This is a genomic window from Sorangium sp. So ce426, assembly GCF_051475585.1.
GTDB lineage: Bacteria > Myxococcota_A > Polyangia > Polyangiales > Polyangiaceae > Sorangium > Sorangium cellulosum_B.
Genome location: NZ_CP150341.1, coordinates 9,286,532 through 9,309,211 on the forward strand (window position 1 = coordinate 9,286,532; position 22,680 = coordinate 9,309,211).

The 22,680-nt window shown below is 72.6% G+C and carries 16 protein-coding genes; 11 read left to right on the top strand and 5 right to left on the bottom strand.

The window, feature by feature from the left end; all coding sequences use genetic code 11:
* Positions 1 to 33 precede the first annotated feature (33 nt).
* Both WMF44_RS34730 and WMF44_RS34735 read right to left on the bottom strand, forming a co-directional pair.
* Positions 34 to 723 (bottom strand): sensor histidine kinase, encoded by a 690-nt coding sequence (locus WMF44_RS34730; RefSeq protein WP_437294337.1) that lies wholly within the window; start codon positions 721 to 723, stop codon positions 34 to 36.
* 120 nt (positions 724 to 843) lie between these two features.
* Entirely contained in the window at positions 844 to 3,726 is a 2,883-nt protein-coding gene (locus WMF44_RS34735; RefSeq protein WP_437294338.1) for a TIGR03960 family B12-binding radical SAM protein, read from the bottom strand.
* A 125-nt stretch (positions 3,727 to 3,851) separates the two neighbouring features.
* Between WMF44_RS34735 and WMF44_RS34740 the strand changes: the two genes are divergently transcribed.
* From WMF44_RS34740 to WMF44_RS34755, 4 genes are all read left to right on the top strand, one after another.
* Entirely contained in the window at positions 3,852 to 4,193 is a 342-nt protein-coding gene (locus WMF44_RS34740; RefSeq protein ID WP_437294339.1) for a hypothetical protein, read from the top strand.
* Between the two features lie 121 nt (positions 4,194 to 4,314).
* Positions 4,315 to 5,421 carry a YihY/virulence factor BrkB family protein gene (locus tag WMF44_RS34745; RefSeq protein ID WP_437294340.1) on the top strand — a complete coding sequence of 369 codons (1,107 nt, stop codon included), beginning with the start codon at positions 4,315 to 4,317 and terminating at the stop codon, positions 5,419 to 5,421.
* 205 nt (positions 5,422 to 5,626) lie between these two features.
* A complete protein-coding gene (locus WMF44_RS34750; protein ID WP_437294341.1) occupies positions 5,627 to 7,504 on the top strand; it encodes an ATP-binding protein in 1,878 nt (625 codons plus the stop codon).
* Positions 7,501 to 9,774 carry an ATP-binding protein gene (locus WMF44_RS34755; RefSeq protein ID WP_437294342.1) on the top strand — a complete coding sequence of 758 codons (2,274 nt, stop codon included), beginning with the start codon at positions 7,501 to 7,503 and terminating at the stop codon, positions 9,772 to 9,774. The genes WMF44_RS34750 and WMF44_RS34755 overlap by 4 nt, the downstream gene beginning before the upstream one ends.
* A gap of 501 nt (positions 9,775 to 10,275) precedes the next feature.
* Here the strand turns inward: WMF44_RS34755 and WMF44_RS34760 are convergent.
* Positions 10,276 to 12,570, bottom strand: a complete 2,295-nt coding sequence (locus tag WMF44_RS34760) for a DUF3160 domain-containing protein (RefSeq protein WP_437294343.1) — start codon at positions 12,568 to 12,570, stop codon at positions 10,276 to 10,278.
* A gap of 508 nt (positions 12,571 to 13,078) precedes the next feature.
* On the opposite strand from WMF44_RS34760, the gene WMF44_RS34765 reads away from it, so the two are divergent.
* From WMF44_RS34765 to WMF44_RS34795, 7 genes are all read left to right on the top strand, one after another.
* The gene (locus WMF44_RS34765) at positions 13,079 to 13,705 is read left to right on the top strand and encodes a glutathione S-transferase family protein (RefSeq protein WP_437294344.1); all 627 of its coding nucleotides are present in this window, start codon (positions 13,079 to 13,081) and stop codon (positions 13,703 to 13,705) included.
* Positions 13,706 to 13,863: 158 nt separating this feature from the next.
* Complete coding sequence (locus tag WMF44_RS34770; protein WP_437294345.1) at positions 13,864 to 15,963, top strand: ABC-F family ATP-binding cassette domain-containing protein; 2,100 nt, start codon at positions 13,864 to 13,866, stop codon at positions 15,961 to 15,963.
* On the top strand, positions 15,960 to 16,727 hold the full coding sequence (locus WMF44_RS34775; RefSeq protein WP_437294346.1) for a glutaredoxin domain-containing protein: 768 nt from the start codon (positions 15,960 to 15,962) through the stop codon (positions 16,725 to 16,727). Before WMF44_RS34770 ends, WMF44_RS34775 begins: the two co-directional genes overlap by 4 nt.
* A 163-nt stretch (positions 16,728 to 16,890) precedes the next feature.
* Complete coding sequence (locus tag WMF44_RS34780) at positions 16,891 to 18,084, top strand: AAA family ATPase (protein ID WP_437294347.1); 1,194 nt, start codon at positions 16,891 to 16,893, stop codon at positions 18,082 to 18,084.
* Entirely contained in the window at positions 18,081 to 18,698 is a 618-nt protein-coding gene (locus WMF44_RS34785; protein ID WP_437294348.1) for a DUF4276 family protein, read from the top strand. Before WMF44_RS34780 ends, WMF44_RS34785 begins: the two co-directional genes overlap by 4 nt.
* Positions 18,699 to 18,999: 301 nt before the next feature.
* Positions 19,000 to 19,476: a hypothetical protein gene (locus WMF44_RS34790; RefSeq protein ID WP_437294349.1), complete on the top strand. Its 477-nt coding sequence runs from the start codon at positions 19,000 to 19,002 to the stop codon at positions 19,474 to 19,476.
* Complete coding sequence (locus WMF44_RS34795) at positions 19,473 to 21,203, top strand: M23 family metallopeptidase (RefSeq protein ID WP_437294350.1); 1,731 nt, start codon at positions 19,473 to 19,475, stop codon at positions 21,201 to 21,203. The genes WMF44_RS34790 and WMF44_RS34795 overlap by 4 nt, the downstream gene beginning before the upstream one ends.
* Here WMF44_RS34795 and WMF44_RS34800 read toward each other — a convergent pair.
* Positions 21,184 to 21,969 carry a leucine-rich repeat domain-containing protein gene (locus tag WMF44_RS34800; protein ID WP_012239154.1) on the bottom strand — a complete coding sequence of 262 codons (786 nt, stop codon included), beginning with the start codon at positions 21,967 to 21,969 and terminating at the stop codon, positions 21,184 to 21,186. The two genes, WMF44_RS34795 and WMF44_RS34800, sit on opposite strands and share 20 nt — an antisense overlap.
* A 60-nt stretch (positions 21,970 to 22,029) precedes the next feature.
* Positions 22,030 to 22,500, bottom strand: a complete 471-nt coding sequence (locus WMF44_RS34805) for a ferritin-like domain-containing protein (protein ID WP_012239155.1) — start codon at positions 22,498 to 22,500, stop codon at positions 22,030 to 22,032.
* Between the last annotated feature and the right edge of the window lie 180 nt (positions 22,501 to 22,680).

A 22,680-nucleotide genomic window follows, 5' to 3' on the forward strand; every position in this document is an offset into this window, starting at 1 on the left:
GCGCCCCGGGGAGCGCGCCGCGCTGCGCGCCCGTCACGCGTTCGGCAACCACATGCGGAACGCCGCGCCCCCGCACCGGCCCGCCGTCGCGGTGATCTCACCGCCGTGCGCCTCGACGATGACCCGGCTCAGCGCGAGGCCGAGGCCGGTCCCCTTCACCTTGGCGGTCACGAGCGGCTCGAAGAGGTGGTCGGCCACGCACGGAGGAACGCCAGGGCCGTTGTCCTCGATCTCGAGGTGCGTGCGCTCGTCGCCCCTCCACGCCCGCGTGACGATCACGCCGCCGGGCCCCTCGTCGAACGCCTCGATCGCGTTGAGGTAGAGGTTCGAGAAGACGCGCTCGAGCAGGATCGGGTCGCACAGGAGCGTGAGGTCGGCCGGCGCGACGGCGACCTCGAACCGGACGGCCGTGGGCAGCACCAGCGCGTGCCGCGCGCCCTCGATGAGCCGGCCGAGGTGCGCCGGCTCGCGCCGCAGCGGCTCGCCGCGCGCCAGCCCGAGGACGCTGCCGATGACCTCGTGCGCCTTGCGGATCTCGCACGTCACCCGGTCGAGGTGGCGCAGCAGGCGAGGCCGATCGTCGAGGTCGCGCTGCGCCAGGTAGAGCGACGACTCCGCGACCGCGAGGGCGTTGCGCAGCTCGTGGGCGACGCTCGCGCCGACCGCCCCCGCCGCGGCCAGGCGCGCCGCGCAGCACGCCGCCTCGTGAGCCTCCTTTTCCATAAAGCAAAGCGCAGCGTAGCCGATCCCCGAGCGATCGCCCGCGCGCGCTCCGCGCCTCGTGCACCGCGCCCCGTCACCGCCGCCGGGAGGATCTTTACGACACGACCGTCCCGGGCTGGCTCACTCGGCGTCCGCGGCGAGCGGGAGGGCCGGTGTTCGCTCCGGAGTCGGCTTGACGCGGCGCGCCCGCTCGAGATCGAAGAGCGAGAAGCGCTCGCCCGCTGCGGAGCCCGCCGGCGAGGTACGGCCGAACAGCTGAAGCCGCACGGCGCGGTGCGGCGGCGGCGTGATCGCGCCCGGCGCCTCCCCCGGCTCTCCCGTGATCACCGCCGCGACCTCGGACGACTTCACCGCACCCGAGCCGCGGATGTCGACCTCGACCTCGAGGGCGACGAGATCGCCGACGAGCCCGGCGCGCGCGAGCGCCGCGTGGACCTCGGGCCCGCCGACCTCGGCCCGCACGAGGTACTGGCGCACGTCGACCATCTTGGCGAGCCGGTCGATCTCCCGGCGGATCGGGAGCGACGCGGCCGAGAGGGCGGCGCTGCAGCGAGCGGCGAGGAGCGCCTCCGCGTCGCCGCCGATCGCGGAGCGCGCGAAGGCGAGCGCGTAGCGCGCGCCGGCGATGAGCTTGCTCAGGGAAGGGTCCTCCGGGCCGAGCTTGACGGCGCCGCTGAACACGAGCCCGCGCGGGCTCGCGGCCGACATCGCGGCGACGAGCGCGTCGAGCGCGGCGGGATCGAGATCGCGCTCGAGGCGGAGGTCGACGTACTCGTCGAGGCTGATCACGCCGAGCGAGAGCGCCGGCGAGAAGGTCATGTCGGGCTTCGGGTGGAAGCCCGCGGTGTAGGTCATCGGCGCGCCGACGCGCCGGAGCACGCGGGGCAGCTCGCGCACGACGTCGAGGTGGCCGAGCAGCGCCATCGGCCCGGCCTTCTCGAAGCGGAAGCGGTAGCGGAAGCCGCCGCGGCCCTTCGGCGCAGGCGCGCCGGAGGGACCCGCGGCGGCCACGGGCGGCGCGGCGCCTGCGTCGGTGAGCACCGGCAGCGAGCGCCGGTGGGCGCCGAGCCGATCGAGGAAGGTGAGCCGCTCCTCGCGCATCTGCGTCATGTCGCAGGCGACGCCGCAGTCGTAACAGACGAGCCGCCGCGCGTCGGCCCTGGCGTCGTCGAGGTTCGTGTGGTGGACGAACATGCCGGCGACCTTGCCGCACGGCGGGCTGAGGCGGCTCTGGAGCGCCTTCCTGTACTCCTTCGCGAGGAAGCCCTCCTCGAGGCCGACGTCGATGTGATCCCAGGGCAGCCGCGCCGTCACCGGGAGGGTGCCGAGGTACTTCTCGCGGTCGACGCCGACGTGCGTGAACGCCTCCTCCCACACCGCGAGATCGAGCTTGTCCTCCCACGAATCGAAGCGGGCGCCGCGCCGCCAGGCGCGCTCGAGCACGTCGGCGAGGGGGCGGTCGCCGCGGGCGAAGATGCCCTCGAGGACGCTGGCGTGGGCCTCGTGGGTCTTCAGCGTGACGGCGCGGTACGGCCGCACGGTGTCCTTGAGCAGCTGCTGCTTGCGCCCGACCTCGCCGAGCGTGTCCATCGCCGCCCACTGGAAGGGCGTGTGAGGCTTCGGCACGTGGGTCGAGACGCTGACCGTCACGTCGACCGGCTTGCCCTTGCCCGCAGCCCTCCTCCCGGCGCCGGCCGCGCGGGCGCCCGTCTCGACGATGCCGCGCACGTCCTCGTCGGTCTCGGTCGGCAGGCCGATCATGAAGTAGAGCTTCATCTTGCCCCAGCCCCGGCTGAACACGCGCTCGGCCGTCTCGAGGAGCTGCTCCTCCGTGACGTTCTTGTTCACGACGTCGCGCATCCGCTGGGAGCCCGCCTCCGGCGCGAAGGTGAGGCCGGTCGCGCGCACGCGCTTGAGCTCGTCGAGCAGGTCGGGCTCGAGCCCGTAGGCGCGCAGCGACGAGACGCCGAGCGAGATGCGCTCGGCGGTGAGGCGCTCGGTGACCTTCTTGATGAGCGGCGAGATGCACGAGACGTCGGCGGTCGACAGCGCCGTGAGCGAGACCTCGTCCTGGCCGGACCTCTGCACCGCGCGCATCACGGTGTCGACGATCTGCTCGGGATCGCGCTCGCGGACGGGCCGGTAGATCATGCCGGCCTGGCAGAAGCGGCAGCCCTCGGTGCAGCCGCGGGCGATCTCGATCGACATGCGGTCGAAGATGGCCTCGGGCCCGCCCGTGGGGCTCTCGTCGGGGAACGGGTACCTGTTCAGGTCGACGAGGGCGCGCTCGATCGGGAACGGGATCCCGGAGGCGAGCGGGCGGTCCACGACCTCGAAGCCGGTGTCGGGATCGCGCCGGGTCGCGTAGAGCGAGGGCACGTAGACGGCGCCGAGGCGCGCGATCGCGACGAGCCGCTCGCGCCGCGGCACGCCCTCGCGCTTGAGCCGCGCCCACGCGAGGGCGACCTCGGTCGCCTTCTCCTCGCCGTCGCCGATGACGATGGCGTCGAGGAAGGGGGCGATCGGCTCGGGGTGGGTCGCCGTCGGGCCGCCCGCGATCACGATCGGGTCGTCCTCGCCGCGGTCCGCCGCGCGCAGCGGGACGCCGCCGAGGTGCAGCATCGTGAGGATGTTGGAGTACGTGAGCTCGAACTGCAGGGAGAAGCCCACGACGTCGAAGTCCCTGAGCGGGCGCGCGGACTCGAGGGACACGAGCGGCAGCCCGCGCTTCACGAGCTGGGCCTCCATGTCGACCCAGGGCGTATAACAGCGCTCGGCCAGCGTGCGCGGGTCGTCGTTCAGCAGCTTGTAGAGGATCTTGAAGCCGAGGTGGCTCATCCCGATGTCGTAGACATCCGGGAATGCCAGGCAGACGCGCGCCTCGACCGACGCCCAGTCCTTCACGACCGAGCCGACCTCGCCGCCCGCGTAGCGCGCGGGCTTCTCGACCTGATCCAGGAAGGAGGCGTACGGGTGATCGGCGAGCAGGGGGAGGCTGTCCATGGCGCTTCGGCGCGTAGCATGGCCGGCCGGCGCCGGCACCCGCGGCTCGCTCGAGCCAGCTCGAGCCGCCGTCCGGGGCCGCAGGCCGGAGCGGCGCGGCGGCCTGCTTGGGCTATGCTCCCGACGTGCGCGAGCGTGATGCCCATCATGTGGAGATCGACAGGGCGCGGCACGTCGAGTACCGGGACCCCAGCGAGTTCGACCGGATCGCCTTCGCCATGCGCACGCTGGACCGCCTCCGGCCGAAGCGGATGACGGTGGCCGTCTACCCCGCGCTCGCCGCGATGCGCGTCGAGCGTGGGAGCAACCTGCAGCGCGGTGAGGGCGGCTCCTGGGCGATCGTCGGCATCCCGCCGCACGCGAGCCGCGAGCACATCGCCTACGCCCTCGCCGAGCTCGCCGGCGTCGAGTCGGTGCCCTACGCCGTACAGAGCCTCCTCGCCGCCGACAGGAACACCGACGCCTAGGCGCGCGCCGGAGCGCCGCAGCGCCGCTGCGCGGACATCGCCGCCGTCCCGAGATGAGCCGCGCGCGGCGGCGGGGTGGATGGTATTGCGCCCCGCACGAGGGAGAGCGACGCTGCCCTCCGTGCCTGCTCGGATCCGGCAACAGATCGCGCACCACCGCGCAGCGAAGGCGGTGTGGAGCGTCATCGTCAGCCTGGATCGCCACAACGGGCCGCGGGCCGCGAGCGCGATGGCCTTCGACGCGTTCCTCAGCCTCATCCCGCTCGCCGCCTTCGCCGGCTATGTGCTCAGCCGGATCCACCAGTGGTCGGATGTGGTGGTGCGGCCCATCCTGCAGGCGGCGCCCCCGGACGTCGCGAAGCTCGTCTCGGAGGAGCTCATCCGGCTCTCGCAGTCGTCGGCGGTCGCGCCGATCAGCATCACCGGCTTCCTCTGGATCACGTCCTCCGGGATCTCGACCGCCATGGGCGTGTTCGACACGATCTACAACACGCGCGAGCGCCCCTGGTACGTGCGCAGGGCGATCGCGGCGGCGTGCGTGATGGCCAGCCTGGCCGTGGTGCCCGTGGTCGCCGGCGTGGGCGTGCTGATCGGCTCGCTCTCCGGATCGACAGGCGCCCGCATCGTCGCCTTCGCCCTCCCCGGGGGCCTCGTCATCTGCATGGTGGCCGCCTTCTTCAGGATCTCGATCCAGCGCCCGAACATCGAGCGACGCCGGATCTTCCCGGGCGCGGTGCTCACGGTGGTGCTCTGGTCCGCCGTGTCGACCCTCTTCTCGCTCTACGTCGCCACGCTCGGCCGCTACGCCACGTTCTACGGGAGCCTCGCGACCGTCGCGATCTTCCTGTTCTGGCTGTGGCTCCTGGCGCTCGCGCTGCTCATCGGGGGCGAGCTGAACGCGCGCCTGGAGCGGGAGCGCGCCGGCGTGACGTCGATCCCGCCCCCCGGCAAGTGGAGCGCGCTCGAGCTCTCCAACCTGCCCGAGCTCTCCGACCTGCCCCAGAGCGTCACGCCGCTGCCCCAGAGCGTCACGCCGCTGCCCCAGAGCGTCACGCCGCTGCCCCTGAGCGTCACGCCGCTGCCCCTGAGCACCACCCTCCCCCAGGGCGCAGCGCTCCCCCGCGGGGCCGCGGCGCGGCTCGGCGACGCCCAGGGCGCGGGCAGCGCGGACGAGGACGAAGCGCGCGGCGCACCGAGCTCGCCGCGCGAGCACCAAGCCGCCGGGTAAGTCGAGGCGGCGAGAGGCCGACGCCCCCGGCGGCCGCGCGCTGAAGGACGGACGGTCGACGCCCGACGGTTCGGCTCGGCACGGGCGGTGAAAGCGCCGTCGCTCGTCCGCCACTCGGCGCTCACTCGGCGCGCATTCGCACGGTGGGTGCGCGCACTTCGCGCAGGGGCATGTCGAGGGCGGGCGTGAGGGGGAGCAGTCGAGCGTGCACGCGCACTACGGAGCGGGGGGTGACGGGGGCGGCGGCGACCGACGCGCCGCGCCTTTGCCGGGCGACGCCGGGCTGTACTTTCTGGGGGCGCTGCACGAGCTCGTCGCCGTCGGCCTGCACCGCCCCGCGCTCGAGGCGCTGTGCGCGGGGCAGCGCGACCTCGCGGAGCCGCCCATCGACCGCGCCTACCTGCTCAAGATCCTCGACGAGGAGATCTGCCGGCAGTTCGGGCATCCGCTCCGGCCGCTCATCGAGCTCGTGCTCAACGCCGCCGACGCGGCCCGCGCGCCGCAGCCCGTCGTCGACGTCGCCGTCACCGACGGGCGCGTCGAGGTCAGCGACGCCGGCGCCGGCATGGGGCTCCGGGCAATCCTCTCACGGCTGCTCATCCCGTTCGCGACGGACAAGCGGCCAGGGATCGATCTCGGCCGGTTCGGGGTCGGGTTCTTTTCCGTGCTCGGGCTGGGGCTCTCGGATCCGGAGAGCTTCAGCCTGCACGTCACCACCGGCGACGGCGTCGAGGGATGGGCGATCCGCGTCGTGGCCTGGCCCAGCGCGGGCGACGCGGGCAGCGCGCCTGCGAGCGCCTCGGAGGAGCCCGGGCAAGCCCGCGGCCGCGCGTCGCCCGAGCTCACCGCGGCCCTGATGTGCTCGGTGCGCCGGATCGCGCCGCTGCTCGGGACGCGCGTGCGCGTCACCTCGGCGCTGCTCGAGACGGCCACGGTACGCGCGTACCTGCGCGACGCGCTCCACTTCTTCCCCGCGAGCCGCGCCCTCGTGCTGATCGACGGCGCGGCCGTGAACGACGGCCGGCTGATCTCCGGCGGGCAGCTCATCCAGGAGCGGATCGCGGTCGCGCCAGAGGCCCCCGGCGCGGCCGCGCTGGAGGCGCGGACCCACCTCGGCGACGCGCTCCTCGCGCGCTTCCACGTCGGCGGGCGAGGGCTGCTCCCGAGCATCTCGGCGGCCACCTTCCATGCCGGGGTCAAGGTCGACGCCTGCCTCGCCCTCGCCGAGCTCGCGCTCATCGATTTCCCGGCCGCCGTGGAGCTGACCGAGGGGCGGGACGCGCTCAAGGTCGGGCCGGAGTTCACCGCGGTCGCGACGGCCTTCTACCGGCGCCTCATCGAGCTCGCGGCGGCGAGCGGCGAGGGCCGGCGCACGCGCGACAGGCTCGCCGAGATGGCCGCCCAGATCAGCGCGCTCATGCTGCAATCCGCGGGCTGGGACGAGGTCGCCCTCGATCTCGCGCGCGCCCTGCTCGGCCCCGGGCGCTGCATGGTGACCCCCGAGCGGCGCGAGGCGCTGCTCGGGTTCCTCGGGCCGAGCGTGGCCGAGCGGCTGTTCGTGCCGGAGAGCTTCTGGGCGGAGCGCGAGTGGCAGCCGCACCTGCCCGGCGAGCGCGAGCTGCTCGAGGACGAGCTCGAGATCGACGCGCCGGAGACGCTCTCGGCGCTGGCGCGGCGCCGCGGCGACCTCTCCGGGCTGCCGCTGCTCGTCGCGCGGGCGACGAGCCCGCACACGACGATGGTCGCCCTCTGCCGGAGCCGGCTCCAGCCGGACCGCGGCGCGGGCGCGGCGGCGCGCCGGGCGCCGGGCGCGCCGCCGCTCCCCGACGCGCCGGGGCGGCGGCCGGCGGGGCCGCTGCCGTGCCTCGGCACGCGCCGGCTCCTGCTCATCCGCGACGACAGCGCGGCCGTGCGGCGCCCCTCGGGCTGGAGCGACTGGTACGCGCTGCGGGCCGCCTTCGACCGGGCCTCCGGGGTGCGCGAGGCCGATCTCGAGCGCGATCTCATCGTCGGCGAACCCGTGGACGGGGCGGCCTTCGCGGCGCCCCGGCCCGGCGAAAGGACGTCTGGAGGCGAGCCATGACCCAGATCTCGTACGGGCTTTTCTCGGAGCTCCTGCTCGTGCGGATCCACGGGCGCGCCGAGGCCTACCTGCAGGCGAGCAGCGCGGAGCGCCTCGCGCTCGTCGCCGCCTGCCGCGGCGAGGCCACGGTGCCCGACCTCGCGCAGCGCATCCTCTCCCGCACCATCTACGCGCAGGCGTCGTCGCGGATCGGCCCGCTCCGCGAGCTGCTCCAGAACGCGCTCGACGCGTCGCCGCCCGGCGCCCGCATCGACGTCCGCTCGTCCGAGGACGGGCGCGAGATCTCGGTCACCGATCAAGGCCGCGGCATGAGCCGGACCGAGCTCCTCGCCGACCTGCTCGTGCCCTTCCGGAGCGGCAAGGCGGGCGAGCCCGACGCGATCGGCGAGCACGGGATCGGCTTCTTCTCCGTGCTCGAGATCGCGCCGTGGATCGAGGTGGTCACGGCGACGCCCTCGGGCGGGCACCGGCTGCTCGTCGCGCCGCTCGGCGGGGGGCCGCCCTACGAGGACTTCTCGTGGACGCTCCTGTCCCTGCCCCGCCCCCCGCCCGCGCCGTACGCGGACGGCGGCCGCGCGGGCGCCCCGGCGCGCCGAGTCGACGAGCGCGCCTCCGAGCCGCCCCGCCGCCCGGCGACGGGCACCTCGGTGAGGCTGTCGCTCGCGCAGCCGATCTCGCGGCCCGCGCTCGCCGCGGAGGTCACCGCGGCGGTGGGGCTTGTCGACGCGACCGTCGCGCGGATCTACGTGGACGGCGCGCTCGTCAACTCGGCGCGCGGGCGCCTCCGCCGCGCCGCGGAGGTGCCGCTCCGGCTCCCGCCGTCGGGCGAGCTCTGCGGCGCGGTCGAGCTGTTCGTGGGCCGGGGCGACGGCATCGAGCCGCAGCTCACGATCACCCAGAAGGGGCTCACGGTGACGGCGCGGATCGATCCGTTCCCTGGCCCCGAGCTCGGGCTTCACCGCGAGCTGGCGCGGGCGATCATGGCGGCGGGCTTCGGCCTGGTCGCGGAGCTGCCGCTCGGCGTGCCGCTCAACAAGGGCCGCTCGGCGGTCGCGGCGACCGCGTCCACGGCGGTCGAGGCGGCGCTCGTCGCGGCCTTCGAGCGGTTCGTCCTGCGCGACGCCCTGTACGACCGCGAGCTCCTGCGCGCGGTCGATCACCGCCTCTCGTCGGTCCTCGACCGGCTCCTCCACGCGGCGCTGCTCGGCGAGAGCATCACGATCGCGTCCGCGCAGGCGGTCGACGAGCTCGATCCGGTCGCGCGCACCCCCACGGTGGCGGCGCCCGAGCAGGTCATCCGCTTCGCGAGCGGGCTGCTCGACGCGCCCCTCTTCCGGTCGATCGTCGCCGACACCGGCCAGCGGCCCTCGGGCGCGGCGCTCTCCCCGCTCGGCCAGGTCCACTACCGGAGCGCGCCGCTGACGCTGCGCGAGCTGCTCCAGGCGCACCGGACCGGCGCGCTCCGCCCCCTCGAGGCCGCGCCGTCGCTGTCGTCGAGCCACGTCCGCAGCACCGCCCGCTGGCCGCTCGGCGCCTCCGGTCCGGGGCCGGAGGCCGCCATGGGGCGGGAGGCCGCCGGCGTGCGGCCCGGGGATCTCGTGTACCTCGCGCTCGACGAGCCGCTCGCGCAGGCGTTCTGGCGGCGCCTCGCGAGCGAGGGCGCGGCGTCGCAGCCCCTCCAGGCCGCCGCCGGGGCGCCTCCGCGGGCGCCGGGCGCCGCGCCGTGCCCGATGCCCCGCACCTCGCGCGAGGCGCTCCTCAAGACCGCGATCGACGTGCCCGGCGTCCGCGCCGTGGCCGCGGCCATGACGATCATCGAGCGGCTCGACGCGGCGATCTCCGAGTCCGCGGACCTGCCGGCGTCGCCGATCTGGGTGCACCAGGACCTCTACGGCCCCGACGAGATGGCGCACACCGACGGGAGCGGGATCAGCGTGAACCTCGCGTCGGCGCGGGTGCGGGCGCTGCTCACCGCGGTGCTCCTGCGCGACGACGCGGTCGCCTTCACGGCGCTCGCGGATCTCCTGCTCCACGAGAAGACGCACGTCTCGCTGGCGAGCTACGTCCCGCGCCCGACGGCCGAGCACGGCACGAGCTTCTACCGCCGCAAGGACTGGATGCGCCGCCGCCTGCTCGCGGCGATCGCGAGCGGCGCGGTCGCCGACCCGATGCGCTGGCTCGCGGTGGCCCGGCGGGGGCTCGCGAGCGCGGCGCTGCCGGCGCCGTCGGAGCTCTCGCAGGCGTTCCTGGCGGCGGCCGCTGCCGCGTGAGGCGCGCCCGGCGCCGCCGGGGAGCGGCGCGCGAGGCCACCGTGGCGGCTGCGTTCAGCTCACCCGGAGGCTGTCCGGAGCCGCCGGGCAGAGTTGAAACTCAAACCGGAGGCTGTCCGGAGCCGCCGGGCAGAGTTGAAACTCAAACCGGAGGCTGTCCGGAGCCGCCGGGAGAGTTGAAACTCAAACCAGAGGCTGTCCGGGGTGGCCGGGGTAGTTACCCCACCCGGCCAGAATGCTGGAACCGCCAAGACGCCAGAAGACGCCAAGACTTTTGTGTTTTTCTTGGCGTCTTCTGGCGTCTTGGCGGTTCAAAAGATCCCACTTTCGGCCAAAGAACCCTACCACCCTGGCCGGAGCCGCCGGCAAAGTTGAGCTCAAACCGGAGGCTGTCGTGGAACGGGCCGGGCGTGATCCCACAGACACATGGGCGCGTTGGCCGGCACAGCACGGCACAGACCTCAGGGCTCGATCCTGCGGCCGCGAGCCCTGAACGCGAGGTCAGCGGGAGACGAGGTCCTTCATCCAGGCGACGTCGTCAGGCGTCGCCTGGTGGAGCTCGCCGGCCCACGCCTCGTCGGTCATGCGCTGGAAGTCCCCGGTGATCTTCTCGAAGTACGAGGAGGCGAGCCCCACGAAGGCGCGCGGCGTGCCGCAGGGATCGGCGGTGACGACCATGAGCCGCGGCAGGCCGGTGCCCACGTGCAGCACGCGCCCGACCGGCGCCCCGCCCTCGTCGGTCGGCTGCGTGTGCACGTCGGCGATCGTCGGGTCCTGGATCACGGTCTGGGACATGTCGAAGAAGAGCTCGGCGTACCAGCCATCCGCCCCCACGTCCGAGCCGCAGCCGCTCTGGATCCGGACGGCCTGGTTGATGAAATCGAGGTGCTCCGCCGTGAGGGGCACCCCGGCGCGCTCGTTCTCGGCCATCTCGCCGAGCGTCCGCGCGACGCGCTGCAGCAGCGCGAAGTACGCCGGCACCCGCTGCTCCAGCAGCGACGACGACGGCGCGCCCGGCAGCGATGGCCCGCCCGACAGATCGAGCGTCTCGACCACGCGGGCGCCCTGCTCGGCCAGATCGGCGATGCGCGCGAAGAACGCCGGGTACGGGTCGACGTAGGCGTCCGGGAACTCGCACGTGGCGCCGCCCGTGTACGACTGCTTGGCGTAGAGCAGCGTGTCGTGCCGGAGCTCGGCCCACGAGGCGAGCTGGGTGTTCAGGAGGCGCCGGCCCCACGCCTCGGTCTTCGCCACCGCCGGCAGCCCCGCGTCGTCGGCGAGCGCCTTCGCCGGCGACAGCTCCCGCAGCGCGCCGAGCCAGTGGTTGTAGAGGTTCTTGCTCCAGAAGTCGCCGGGGTGCGCGTCGACGAGCACGCGCATCATGTGCAGGTCCGGCGCGTAGGGGAACTTCCCGAGCTCGGGCGCGAGCAACAGGCCCGCCTGATCGTTGCCGAGCGCGGCGAAGCCCACGTCGAGCGGGCTCGGCATCATGCGCTTGACGGTGCCGCTCTTCACCCGGTCGTAGACCACGTTCGAGAAGACGTGCGAGTCGACGACGTACCGCTGGCCGAGCAGCGCGAAGCTCGACGAGAGGGGCATCGTGCCCTTGCCGAGGCCGTTGATCATGATGTGGCTCGAGATCCGCTGCGTCCCGTGGCCCTTCTTCACCACGACGTCGATGATCTGCTCGTCCGGGAGCCCGGCGAGGCCGTCGGCGCCGGCGAGGCCGAGGTCCGCGAGCAGGACGTCGAGCTCGGGCAGCGTCATGTAATCGCTCTCGCCGACGAAGGCCTGGACCGCGTCGTCGATGCGCGTGTACCGGGCGAGGGTCGTCTCGTCGGCGAGGGCGCGCAGCACATAGGCGCCCTCGAGCTGCCGCCGCTGCAGCAGCTGCGTGCCGTCCTGCTGGGTCTCGAGGAAGCGGAAGTCGACGCGGCCGAGCCACATCATGCTGCGGAAGTAGCGCTGGAGCGCCGGCGAGTCGGTGTAGTGGCCGCGGGGCTCGAACTGCGAGAAGTCCATGATCCGCTCGGAGCCGAAGAGGCGCACGTCGCCCGCGCCCTGGTGGGCCTTGGCGCCCGCGACGAGCTCGTCGATCTTCGCGGCGTCGGCGCCCGCCACGGGCGCGACGGGCGCGTCGTTCAGCAACGAGAGCGCCACGGCCGTGAAGAGGTCGGCGTCGGCGCGCGCCTCGGCGCCGAGCTCGCCGCCGGCCCCTGCGGCGAGCCGCGCGCGCATCTCCTCGAGCATCGCCCCTAGCTCGGGCGCGAGCGCGGCGAGCTCCACGCCCTTCAGGATCGCGTCGTACGAGCGGTGGACCGCGTACAGGATGGAGTCGGCGGAGACGTAGAGCGGCAGGTCGAGCGCGTAGATGCTCGCGTAGCCGTAAGCGAAGGTCGGAAAGGTCTTCTTCTCCGAGATGACGAAGCCGTTCGCGGAGAGCTTCGCGAGCTCGTCCTGGTCGAGGGCGAGCGAGGTGCCCTGGACGACCGAGAGGCCCTCGGCGTCCGCAGGCGCGTAGGGCAGGCCCGAGGCGAAGGGGACGGCGTACCTCGAGGCGAAGTCCTCCGCGGTCATGTTCGCCGAGGACTCCTTCTCGTCGAGCAGCGCGCTGAGCTCCGCCTGCTGCTCGGGCCCGAGCGGCGCCGGCGGCTGCTCCGACTGCGTACCGCCGGTCTGCGTGCCGCCCGTCTGCGTGCCGCCGGTGTCGGGCTGCTGGTTGCTCTCGCCGGAGCAGCCGCCGGCGAGGGCGAGGAGGATCGGAACGACGTGAAAGTGAAGAAGCATTTTGCGCATCGTGTTTTCCTTCCAGAGCGCGCCTCCAGTGCAGTGCGCGGGGCGCGGCGCCCCCGCTGCGGGCAAGGACGGTGCCGCGGGAGCGAGGCGCGCTCCCCTCTTCGCCCGCAACAGGAAAGATCTGCTCCGACGCAGCAGGATACGGCACCATCGCGAGGATGCGCTGCCGAAGAGGACTCGCACGATGTCACCGCGCCGGGATCAGGTGGGATCATTCGAGATCTGTGCTTCGCGCGGAGAGGGCGTGGTGAAACCGTGAAGACGGCCGGAGAGAAGAAGCGCTCGTGTTGTCCTGACGACTGTCCTCTTCGCGTTCACGCCGATCGGCGCCTGAGCGCCCCCCTCGCTCACCCGCGCTTCCCGCCCGATTCTGTCGATTTCTTGCTCCCCATGACAAAGTGGGAACACCGCTGTTTCGACGGGGCCCCGAGGAAACCTGGCGGCCCCATGCACGATGAGCGTGACGGCGGCGAATCGGATCAACTACAAGGGGCGCCGGAGACGAACCATGACCATCACATTCTATTACTCCCCCCAATCGAGCGCTGGGCGCATCCGCCTGACGCTCGCCGAGCTCGGTGTCCCCCACGAGGCCGTCCGGGTCGATCTGCGCGCCGGCGAGCAGAAGAAGCCGGAGTTCCTCGCCCTCAACCCCAATGGCCAGGTGCCGACCCTCGTGATCGACGGCACCCCGATGTTCGAGTCGGCGGCGATCCAGATCGCCCTCGGCGAGCGTTACGGCGTCGAGAAGGGCCTGTGGCCGGCCCCCGGCTCGCCCGAGCAGCTGATGGCCCTGACGTGGCTCGTCTGGGGCCAGGTCAACCTGACCAGCGCCCTGTTCCGCTACATCAAGAACACGAGCGACTGGTTCCCCAAGGAGCAGCAGGACGCGAAGCAGGCCGAGGCGGCGATGACCGAGACGCGCGGCCTGCTCCGCATCCTCGACGGCCGCCTCGACGGCCGCCAGTACGTCACCGGCGAGCGCTGTACCCTGGTGGATCTCGACCTCGCGTCCGTGCTCGGCTGGGGCCTTCAGGCGGCCAAGATCGACATCTCCGAGCTGAAGAACTTGAAGGGGTGGCTCGGCCGCATCATGGAGCGCCCGGCCGTGAAGGCGGTCATGGCCGAGGCCTGAGCCCGAGCGCCTCGCTCGCCCGGGCGGGCGAGGCGCGCCCCGCCTCTTCGTCGCCCGCGCGGCGAGCGCTCACGGTCATCCACGCTGTCCGCGCGAACTCGGGCCCCGCGCCCCGAGCGCCCTTGCGCGCGCCGGACACATGCTAGAACTCGGCCGCAATGACGGTCCTCCAGGTCGCCGACCTCAGCTTCGGTTACGGCGCGGACAGGCTCTTCCAGGGCATCACCTTCTCCCTGGAGCAAGGCCAGCGCGCCGCGCTCGTCGCCCCGAACGGCGCGGGCAAATCGACGCTGCTCCGCCTCGTCGCCCGCGAGCTCACCCCCGACACGGGCTCGGTCGTGATCCGCAAGGGGATCCGGTTCGCGTACTTCCGGCAGTCGCACGAGCTCGCGGCCCAGGGCACGGTGCTCGACGCCTTCCTCTCCGGGTTCTCCGAGGTGCTCGAGCTGCGCCACGCCCTCACCGCGGCGCAGCACGCGGCCGCCAGCGGCAGCGAGGCCGATCTCGCCCGCCTCAGCGATCTCACCGACCGCTACCACATCGCCGGCGGCGACGACCTCGAGCGCCGCGTGGAGATCATCGCGGCCCACCTCGGGTTCTCGCCCGCCGACATGGATCGCCCCGTCGCGAGCCTGTCCGGCGGCGAGCGCGGGCGCCTGCAGCTCGGCGTGGTGCTCGCCATCGAGCCCGATCTCCTGCTGCTCGACGAGCCCACGAACCACCTCGACATCGAGACCATCACCTGGCTCGAGAAGCACCTCGCGGGCCTCGGCGGCGCGCTCCTCTGCGTCTCGCACGACCGCGCGTTCCTCGACGCCGTCTGCCCGCACACGTTCGAGCTCGGGCAGCGCAGCTTCCGCGCCTACCCGCTCAGGTACAGCGACTACGCCGTCGCCCGCGAGGAGGACCTCGCCCGGGAGCGGGAGCTCGCCGAGCGGCAGGAGGCGTTCGTCGCCAAGACCGAGGACTTCATCCGGCGCAACATCGCCGGCCAGAAGACGAAGCAGGCGCAGAGCCGGCGCAAGATGCTCGAGAAGCTCGAGACGATCGACCGGCCCGAGGACGTGTGGGCGACCGCCGAGCGGGTCCGGTTCCGGTTCGCGCCCGCGCCGCGCAGCGGGGACATCGTGCTCGACGCGCGCGGGCTCGGCGCCTCGCGCGGCGGGCGCGCGCTCTTCTCCGGCGTGGACCTCCTTCTGCGGCGCGGCGACCGCGTCGGCATCGTGGGGCCCAACGGGACGGGCAAATCGACGCTGCTCAAGCTGCTCGCCGGCGCGGGCGCGCCCGAGGACGCGGGCGACGTGCGGCGCGGGACGAACCTCTGCCAGGGCTATTTCGACCAGCACCTCGGCTCGCTCGACCCGTCGAGGACCGCGGTCGAGGAGATCCGCAGCGTGCGCGCCGACATGAACGTCGACGCGACACGCCAGTACCTGTCGCGCTTCCGGTTCTACGGCGACGACGCGCTCCGGAAGGTGCAGGGCTTCTCCGGCGGCGAGCGGAGCCGGCTCGCGCTCGGCAAGCTGCTCCTCGAGCCGCGCAACCTGCTCTTCCTCGACGAGCCGACGAACCACCTCGACATCCCCGCCGCCGAGATCCTCGAGGAGGCGCTCGCGGGCTTCGAGGGCACGGTGCTGCTCGTCTCGCACGACCGCAGGTTCCTCGAGGCGGTGACGACGCGCGTCGTCGCGGTGCGCGAGGGGCGCGTGGACATCTACCCCGGCGGCTTCCGCGACTACCGCGACAACCTCGAGAAGCTCGCGGCCGAGGCGGAGGAGGCGGAGCGCGCGCGCGAGGAGGGCGAGAGGGCGAAGGGCGCGCGCGGAGCGCGGAAGGCGGCGAGCGCGCCGCCGCCGCGCGAGGAGCCGAAGGCGGAGGCGGCGGACCGGGGCGCGAAGGCGTCTGGCCGCGCGGTGCGGCGGAGCGGCGCGACGATGCCGCCGCCGGACGACGCGGGCGCGGGCGACGCGGCGGCGCGCCGGCGGGCGTTCGAGAGCGACAAGGCGGCGGCGCGGGCGGCGGAGCGCAAGCGCAAGCGCGTCAAGGAGCTGGAGGCGGAGATCGCGGCGGGCGAGTCGCGGCTCGCGGAGATGCGCGAGGCGCTCAAGCAGGACCCGGGCGGCGACTGGGCGAAGCTCGCGGCGGCGGCGCGCGAGGAGCAGGCGCTCGCGAAGCGCGTCGACGCGGCGATGGCGGAGTGGATGGCGCTCAGCGAGGAGCTCGGGGCCTCGGCGACGACGGCGGGAGGCGAGGCGTGAAGCGGCGGGCGGGGGGCGCGCGGGGGGCGCGGATCGCGGGGGTGCTGCTCGCGCTCGCCGCGGCGGCGCTCGGCCCGGCGTGCAAGGAGAAGCGCGACGACGGCACCGCGCCCGCGCAGGCCGTCGCCGAGCTGCCGCCGCTCGAGCTCCGCGACGACACGGCGAACCTGATGCTGACGTGGATCGACGAGAAGGGCGACACGCACGTCGAGCTCCACCCGGCCGACGTGCCGGCCGAGGGCCGCGCGCTCGTGCGCGCCATGCTCTCGGACCGGACGGAGGGGACGCGGGACGCGTTCTACGTCGCCGATCTGACGCAGAAGCGGCCGGACGGCACGTATGCGGTCCGGACGATGCCGCGGAGGGAATGGGAGTCGCTGCTGGAGAAGCGGCGCGCCGAGCACATCGCGAAGACGGCGCCGCCGCCCGCGGCGACGCCAGGCCCCGGCGGCTCTGCGGGCGCCGGCGCGCCGGGCGCGCCGAGCCACCTCGCGGGGGTCACGGTGATCATCTACGGCGCCTCGTGGTGCAAGCCGTGCCACCAGGCCGCGGACTACCTGCGCTCGAAGGGGATCGCCGCGGTGGTGAAGGACATCGAGGAGGACGCGGGCGCGGCCGCGGAGATGCAGGACAAGCTCGCGAAGAGCCACCAGCGCGGCGGCAGCATCCCGATCATCGACGTGCGGGGGCAGATCCTCGTCGGGTTCAGCCCGGGGGCGATCGACCAGGCGCTCGCGCGCGCGGCGGGCGGGACAACGCTCTGAGGCGCTAACAGCCGGCAGCGAGGGCCCAGCGCTGGCCGGGCTCCAGGGTGCGATGTTACAACGAGCGCGAACACGCCGACCTCTTCGATGATGGCGCCGGCGGTAGCTCCTGTCCCGCAGACCAGCGCGCCCGGCATGGCGAATTCACAGAAAGGATCGAGCCGTGGGTATCCAGAAGCTGAGCATCGCTGGATTCCGCTCATTGCGTGACGTGACATGGCAGCCTGGCCGGCTGAACGTCGTCATCGGTCCCAATGGTTCTGGCAAGTCCAACTTGCTTCGTGCGCTCGCGGTGCTCCAGAGAAGCGCGCTGGGCGAGTTGCCTCAGGAGGTACTGAGGTGGGGTGGCATCGGTCCTCTCCTCTGGGACGGCACGGCGCAGGAGATCTCCTGGACGGTGAAGACGGACCCGCTCGGCGAAGCACGAGACCGCGTCAAGGAGGCGCTGACGTACGAGCTGCGCCTCCGGAGGCTCGGTGGGACGAGCGCGTACAGGATCGAGCATGAGCAGCTAGCGAACTATCATCTCAAGGACATTGGCCAGAAGGCTGAACCGAAGAAATTCCTCGAGAGGCGTCCTGGCCACGCGGTGATGTTCGATGCTCGGGAGCGCAAGCTGGCTGCGCACGATGGAAGCGTGCCCGACGACCAGACGCTGCTGTCACTCTTGGCAGGACCGTTCGGGAACGCGCAGGTGCTGGGGTTCCGCGACGTGTTATCGGGCTGGTCGATTTACCACGACGTGCACGTCGATCAGCAGGCGCCGCTCAGGCAGGCCGCCGTGGCGAGGATGGACCGCCGTATCGCCGCGGACGGGCAGAACCTCATCCCGGTGCTCCACACGCTCTACACGGGGAGCCGCGATTTCAAGAGGGTGGTGGATGACGCGATGCGCGCCGCGTTCGGCCAGGATTACGAGGAGCTCGTCTTCCCGCCGGCCGCGGACCAGCGGGTACAGCTCCGTGTCCGGTGGAGGTCTCTGCGAACAGAGCAGTCGGCCGCAGATCTGTCGGACGGCACGGTCCGCTTTCTCCTTCTGCTCGCCATCCTCGCGAGCCCCAGCCCCGCCGATTTCATCGCGATCGACGAGCCGGAGGTCGGTCTCCACCCGAGCATGCTGCCCATCGTGGCGGAGCTCGCCGCCGACGCGGCAGAGCGTTCCCAAGTCGTCTTGACCACGCACTCCGACCAGCTCCTGGATGCGTTCGCCGGGGAGCCTCCAGTGACCACGGTGGCGCGCTGGCAGGACGGTGAGACACGTCTATCGATCGTCGATGGGGATGAGCTCCGCAGGTGGCTCGAGCAATACACGCTGGGCGCGCTGTTCCGCTCGAGAGAGCTCGAGGGGATGGTATGAAGATCGTCCTCTTCGTCGAGGGCCACACCGAGAAGGCGTTACCTGAATTCCTGAAGCGGTGGCTCGACCAGCGGGCGCCGCAGCCCATCGGCATCAAGACTGTTCGCTTCGACGGCTGGCCCAATTTCTATGACGAGATCGCCAAGAAGGTGGAGCTGAACTTGACCGGCAAAGCGGGCACGGGTGTCGTGGGAGCCGTCGGCGTGCTCGATCTGTACGGCCCGACCATCTATCCTTCGGACAGCGCCACCGTGCACGAGCGATACGCATGGTTCAAGAAGGATATCGAGAGCAAGGTGCAGAATCCAAGGTACCGTCAGCATTTTGCGGTGCACGAGACGGAGGCATGGCTACTGTCCAGTCCCTCCATTCTTCCAGCGGAGGTGCGCGGCGCGCTCCCGGGCAAGTGCGCGCAGCCGGAGACCGTCAACTTCGACATGCCGCCCGCGAAGCTCCTCGATCGCCTCTATCGCCAGAAGCTGAAGAGGGGATACAAGAAAGTGATCGACGGCACCAACCTGTTCCGGACGCTCGATCCCGGCGTCGCTTACGACAAGTGCCCGCACCTCAAGCTCCTTTTGGACGACATGCTGGCGATGGCGCGCGGCGGCTGAATGGGGGGACGCCGATCCGAGGCCTCCTCGGACGGTTCTCCAGGGCGTCACCACGCAAAGCGTGAAGTCGTCCCGGTCACATCCCGACGACATCTTGCGCCCCCCACCACCTCTTGGCCAGGCCTGCCGATTTTCGACTAGAATAGAGGGTCCCCTTCCGCGAGGCCTCATGCGCGGCGCGCCCACTGCTGTTGTTATCCTCCTCTCTGTTGCGGTCGCCGCGTGCGACCAGGCCGCGCCTCCCGCCGAGACGCCGCCCGATCCAGCGGCCGCCCAGCCGCTGTCCGCGGCGGCAACCCCGGTGATCTCCGCCGTTACGTGGCCCCCTTCCGCCTCGGTCGACCGGAGCGCGCTCGCGGCGCTCCCGGAGACGGCGGCCCGCGCCGCAATGGCCTCGCGGGTCCCGGTGCTCGTGCCATCGCGGCGCGAGCTCCTCGCGGCGCCGGTCCTCGTCGCCAGGGAGCACTGGACCTCGTTCTGGGCAAAGACGGACGCGATCACCGTCTCGCTCACGATGAGCCGCCTCTCGCGCAAGTATCCAAGCATTCCACCGTTCCGGGGGCCCCGCGCCGTGCGCGGGGCGCCGGCGTTCGTCACCGCGAACGAGGGTATCTGGAGCGCGTCGTGGACCGAGAACGGCGTGTCGTACGCGCTCGACGTCGAGTGCGCGTCCCCGGAGGCGCCGGCCTGCGCCTCGGACGCGCTCGTCCTCGAGCTCGCCTCGGAGCTCGTCTATGTGGGCGGCGACGAGCCCAGGGCCGCGGGAGACATGCCATGATCGCGCCGCCCCGCCCGCCCCGCCCGCCCCGCCCGCCGCGCCTCCGCCCCGCCGCGCTCGCCTCGCTGGTCGCGACAGCCACGCTCGCGCTCGCGGTCGCGCTCCCGCCGCGCGCCGCCGCGGCCGATCCGTTCTCGTACCGTCCGGCCGGCGAGCTCCTCTCAGGCTCGGGAGAGGGGCGCGCCGACGACATCGTGTATGCGCCCTCCATGCGCTTTCCGCTCGAGGAGGGCCCGGCGTTCGCCAACTCCCAGGTCTACAGCAAAGGCGGGAGCGCGGGGCCGGCCGGTGGACAGTGCGATACGGACAACTACGCCTATCCGTGGCGCGACAACTACTGCGAGTCGCGCTCGTGGGAGATGCCCCTCTGCCCCTCCGGCACAGGGCACCAGGGTCAGGACATCCGGCCGGCGACATGCGAGGCGGGGAGACACTGGGTCGTCGCGGTGGTGGATGGCACCATCACGAGCGTCGGCGGCTACTCTGTCTACCTGACCGGCGAGGACGGGACTCGCTACGACTACCTGCACATGTCGGACGTCCAGGTCTCGCCCGGCCAGGACGTGTCGCGGGGAGAGCGCATCGGGCGGGTGTCCAACGTCTACGGGAGCACGCCGACGACCATTCACCTGCACTTCAACGTGCGGCAGTCCGTGAGCGGCGTCGGCGTGGTCTACGTGCCGCCCTACACATCGCTCGTCGCCTCGTACGAGGCGCTGCTCAACGAGCCCCCCGAGGGCGCCCTCGAGACAGCCGGCTGCAGCGGGTTCGCGGGATGGACCCGCGACCCGGACGCGGAGAGCGCGCCCGGCGACGCGCGGCTCTACTTCGACGTCCCCGCGACCGAGGAGGGCGCGGAGGGCTACAGCTTCCCCGCGGACGTGCGCCGCGACGATCTCTGCGAGCCGCTCGGCTCGTGCGCGCACGGCTTCGAGGCGCCGATGCCGCTCAGCCTGCTCGGGGGCGAGCACGCGGTCCACGCCTACGGGGTCGACGGATCGAGCGGCGAGGAGGTGGAGCTCGAGGGGAGCCCGAGGCCCCTCGAGTGCCCGCTCGATCTGCCCTCCGGCGTGAGGCGGCCGCTCGGCAGCGACGGCGCGCTGGACGCCTGGGGGTTCTCGCGGTTCTGGGACGTCGCCATCGCGCCGGACGCTGCGCTCCAGGCGCTGCCGGAGGGCGACGTGTTCCCCTCGTCGCCGCTGCTCGTGCGCGGCGACGACGGCGCGGCCTCCCTCTGGCTGATCGACGGCGCGGAGCGGCGGGCCGTGCCGGATGCCGAGGTGGCGGGCGCGTGGCATCTCGATCCGGGCGAGGCCGTCGTGTGGCCGGCCGCGAGGCTCGCTGCGTTGCCGCTCGGGCCGGCGCTGCGGCCGCGCCCGTTCCTGGTGCGGGGCTCCGGGCCGGCGCTCCACGTCATCGACACGCCGCCGCTGCCGGGCGAAGGCGGCGGCGCGGGCGCCGGCGGGGCTGGCGAGGCCGGCTCCGGGGGCGCTCCAGCCACGGGAGGCGTGGAGGAGGGCGCGCCCGGCACGAACCTCGGCGTTCACGGGCAGCTGCGCTGCGAGTGCGGCGCAGCCGGCGCGGGCGCCGAGGGCTCCGCTGGGTCGGACTGGCAGCTCGGCCTCTTCGCGATGGCGGCGCTCGGCGCGGCCCGCAGGCGACGGCGCTCCGCGCGGCCCGCACGCGGCGGCGCGAGGGCCGGCCGCCTCAGCCTTCGTGGATCTTGATCCCGGGGATCGACCGGAGCGGGCTCGCGTCCTCGACCCGCGAGCCCTCGAGGTAGACGTTCTTCAGGCTCTTGAGCTCCCGGAGCGGCGACACGTCGCTCACCCGCGTCCGCTTCATCTGGAGCATCTCGAGCTTCTTCAGGCCGGCGAGCGGGCTCACGTCGGTCACCTCGGTCTCATCGAGCTGGAGCTCGGTGAGGCTGGTGAGGCCGGCGAGCGGCGAGAGGTCGGCGACGGGCGTGCGGCCGATGTCGAGCCGGTCGAGCTTGACCAGGCCCGAGAGCGGCGAGAGGTCCTTGACCAGGGTCGCCGAGACGCGCAGCGACTCCAGCCGGAGCAGGCCCTTGATCGGGCGGAGGTCGTCGATCTTGCCCGGCGGCAGGTAGAGCCCTTTGACGCCCGTGAGCTCGGGGAAGAGGCACGGATCGAGCTCGTCGAGCCCCTGGGCGTCCGACAGGTTCATGGTCTTGATGTTCTTGAGCTCGGCGCGCTTGATCGGCCCCTCGGGCTTCTGGAGCTGCTGCCGCACCCTGGCCTCGAGCGCCGGATGAGAGAAGGTCACCGGATCGCTCTTCGTGCACACCACCTCTTGCTTCTTCGGCGGCGCGCTGGCCGTGGCCGCGGGGCTCGCGGCGGGAGGCGCGTCGGCGGGCTTCGCAGCGGAAGGCGCGGCCGAGGCCGCACCCGCGACGGGCTTCGGGGGCTCGTCGCAGCCGAGCAGGAGAAGGGCGACGCCAAGGGACGCAAGGACGAAAGGGCGAATCATCGCCGCGATGATACACGAGACGACGGAAGAGGGCCGCGTCTTCCCAAGCGCGCTCGCGCGCTACAGCGGCAACAGCAAAAGCCCTTGTCGCGAGTCGAGCTGCTCGGAGAACCAGTCCCGGTGGCGCCGCTCCACCGCGAGCGAGTGCCGGAGGACGTCGCGCGCGCGCTCGGAGAGGCCTTCACGGAACGATATCATCCGCTCGTAAGCAGCGCAGCTGTCCTCCTCGTAATGCCTCATCGCCTCGAGGATCGCGCGATCTCCGACCATCCCGTTCGTCAGCGCCTTGCTCCTCAGCTTGGGTCGGACGGCGCTCTCCACCGGCGGTTCGCCGAGCTCGTGGGCCAGGGCGGCGAGCACCTCGAGGTGACGCTCGTGATCGTGAAGGAAGCCCGCGAGCCGGCTCTTGTCGCCTGGTCGGCTCATCCGCGAGAGCGCTGCTGCGAGCGCGTCCACCGTGGACCAGTTGAGCTCGATCAGTTCGGTCAAGGACCCGATGAACGCGGCTTCGCCGCCGATCACGGACGCCATGGAATATCGCTCCTCTCCTCGCGGAAGCGGACCGCCCGCGTGAAGAGGGAGGTGGGCGGGTGCTTCTCCAGGCCTTCGATGCTCGCAAGCCCGGTGCCGGAGCCCGCCTGTGCAGCCGCTATCCATCGCTGCGCGCGCGTCGTCCAGGAATCCCGCGGTTCTCCACGCTTGTCGCCCGCC